This window comes from Candidatus Limnocylindria bacterium (genome assembly GCA_036523395.1).
GTDB lineage: Bacteria > Chloroflexota > Limnocylindria > P2-11E > P2-11E > CF-39.
Window position 1 is genome coordinate 1 of the sequence record DATDEH010000051.1, and the last position, 2,158, is coordinate 2,158.

Below are 2,158 nucleotides of genomic sequence, written 5' to 3' on the forward strand. Positions count from 1 at the left end.
TTCGCCGATCAGCGTGAGCACGGGCTGATGGCTCGAGAACGAGTATCCCCAGTCGAGGGTGAGGAAGCTGCCGAGCCACGACAGGTACTGGATCGGCAGCGGACGGTCGAGGCCAAAGGCGTGCTCGAGACGCACGCGGTCCGCTTCAGTGAAGTCAGGATTACCTTCGTATGCCGCGAGCGGCCCGCCGGGCGTCGCCTTCAGGATCGCGAAGGACACGACGCTGATCGCAAAGAGGAGCGGCAGCGCCTGCAACAGCCGGCGCGCGACGTAGCGTCCCAAGGCGCCGCCGCTCCTCTAGACCTCTTCCGTTATTTCTTCAGGTACCAGTCCGCGACGTTCCAGGTGAACCGCTGCCACACGTTGGGCTGCCAGCCCTGCAGCTCGGTGCGCCGTGCGTCGATGTTCGCCCGGTCGTACATCCAGATGATCACGTACGCGTCGTTGAGCAGCTTGATCGCCGTGGCGTACGCGGCCTTCCGCTTCTCGAGATCGAGAGTCGCTCCGGCTTCTTCGATCGCCTTGTCCGCGTCGGGGTTCTTGAACCGGGTGTAGTTCTGGCCGGAGCAATCGGCGGCCGTCGGGATCTGCTTGGAGTGATAGCGCGTCGCGATCGTCGAATGCGGGTCGATCGCGGGTGTGGACGCGTACATCACCAAATCGAACGTTCCGAGCTTGCGCGGATCCTTGCTCGCGCAGGATCCGGAGAGCAGCACGGCCGACGGCTGGTTCTGGATCTTGACCTCGATGCCGACGGCCTTCCACTCGTCGAGCAGCGCCTGCTGCACGCGCTCGCGCAGCTGGTCGCCGGTCGTCGTCGCGTAGGTGAGCGACGCCCGGACGCCGCCCTTGCTGCGGATGCCGTCGGACCCCTTGACCCAGCCCGCCTGGTCGAGGGTCGCGTTGGCCTTCGCCGGGTCGTAGCCCTCCTGCGTTCCCTTGTACGCGGCCCATCCCTGAGAGACCGGCGACGAGCCCGCCTTGGCCTTGCCAAAGAGGAGCTTGTCGATGATCTGCTGCTTCGGCGTTGCATAGAGGAGCGCTTTGCGGACCGCGATGTCGCCCAGCACCGGGTGAACGCTGTTCGGGTCGGGGTTCTCTTTGTTCTGCGCGGTGTTGAGCTCGATGCGCTCGACGGTCGGTCCGGGCACGACCTGCAGGGCCACTCCGGCCATCTTCTCGGCGTCGGGTGTCTGCGCTTCGGTGAGGTTCCACATCGCGTGGACCTCGCCGGCCTGCAGTTGCGCGAGCGCGACCTGGCTCGAGGGCACGCTCTTGAAGATGATCTTGTCGAGGTATGGCTTGTCTGGTGCGCCGCGGTAGTTCATGTTTTTTTCGAGCGTGATCGAATCGCCGGCCTTGAACTCCGTCACCTTGAAGGGACCGGTGCCCAGCGGCCTGCGGACGTAGTCCGTCTTGCTGATGTCCGCCTCCTTCTCGAGAAGCGCCTTCGGCATGAGCGAGAAAAAGTTGTTCGGATACGGCGCGTAGACGGACTTGTAGTGGACGACGGCGGTCACGTCGTTCGGGAGATCGATGGACTCGATCTCGCTGAACCCCGTACGACTGTTCGTCTTGGGGTCCTTCATCCAGATCTCCCAGGTGTACTTGATGTCCGCGCTCGTGAGCGGCGTTCCATCCGACCACTTGATGCCCGGCTTGAGCTCCCACGTGACGTCGAGCTTCTTGCCGTCGGCGCTCACCTTGGCACCGCCATTGGCGACGGTCGGTACGCTCTTGGCGAGGTTCGGGATGTACTCGCCGTCGGTCGTCGTCGAGGTGAGGCCCTCGATCACACCGAAGTTCACGACGTCGGTGACCGTCTGGTTCGCGTAATGAGCCGCCAGCGTCGACGGCTCCTGCCAGATCGCGATGATGGCGGTGCCGCCGCGCGTCGGCGTCGCGGCCGCTGAGGCGCTTGGCGCGGACGAGGTCGTGACATTCGACGGCGGCGCCGCCGTGCAGGCTGCGATGACGAGCCCAAACGCCGCGAAGGCGATCGATAGACGTCTCATGTGACACCCTCCCACGCCGGCTCCCCGCAGTCGCGCGCCGGACCGGCTCATTGTGCTACCCCCACCGCTAAGGGACTGTTCACCGTGCCGCCGGTTGCGGCCAGAACTAGCATCCCGCCGAAGCTTGCTTCCGGAAGGGGGTG

At 65.1% G+C, this 2,158-nt stretch carries 2 protein-coding genes; both read right to left on the reverse strand.

What is annotated here, in order from left to right; all coding sequences use genetic code 11:
- A partial coding sequence (locus VI056_06710) for an ABC transporter permease (GenBank protein HEY6202717.1) occupies positions 1–282 on the reverse strand: 282 nt, incomplete at its 3' end.
- A gap of 29 nt (positions 283–311) precedes the next feature.
- On the reverse strand, positions 312–2,015 hold the full coding sequence (locus tag VI056_06715; GenBank protein ID HEY6202718.1) for a peptide ABC transporter substrate-binding protein: 1,704 nt from the start codon (positions 2,013–2,015) through the stop codon (positions 312–314).
- Between the last annotated feature and the right edge of the window lie 143 nt (positions 2,016–2,158).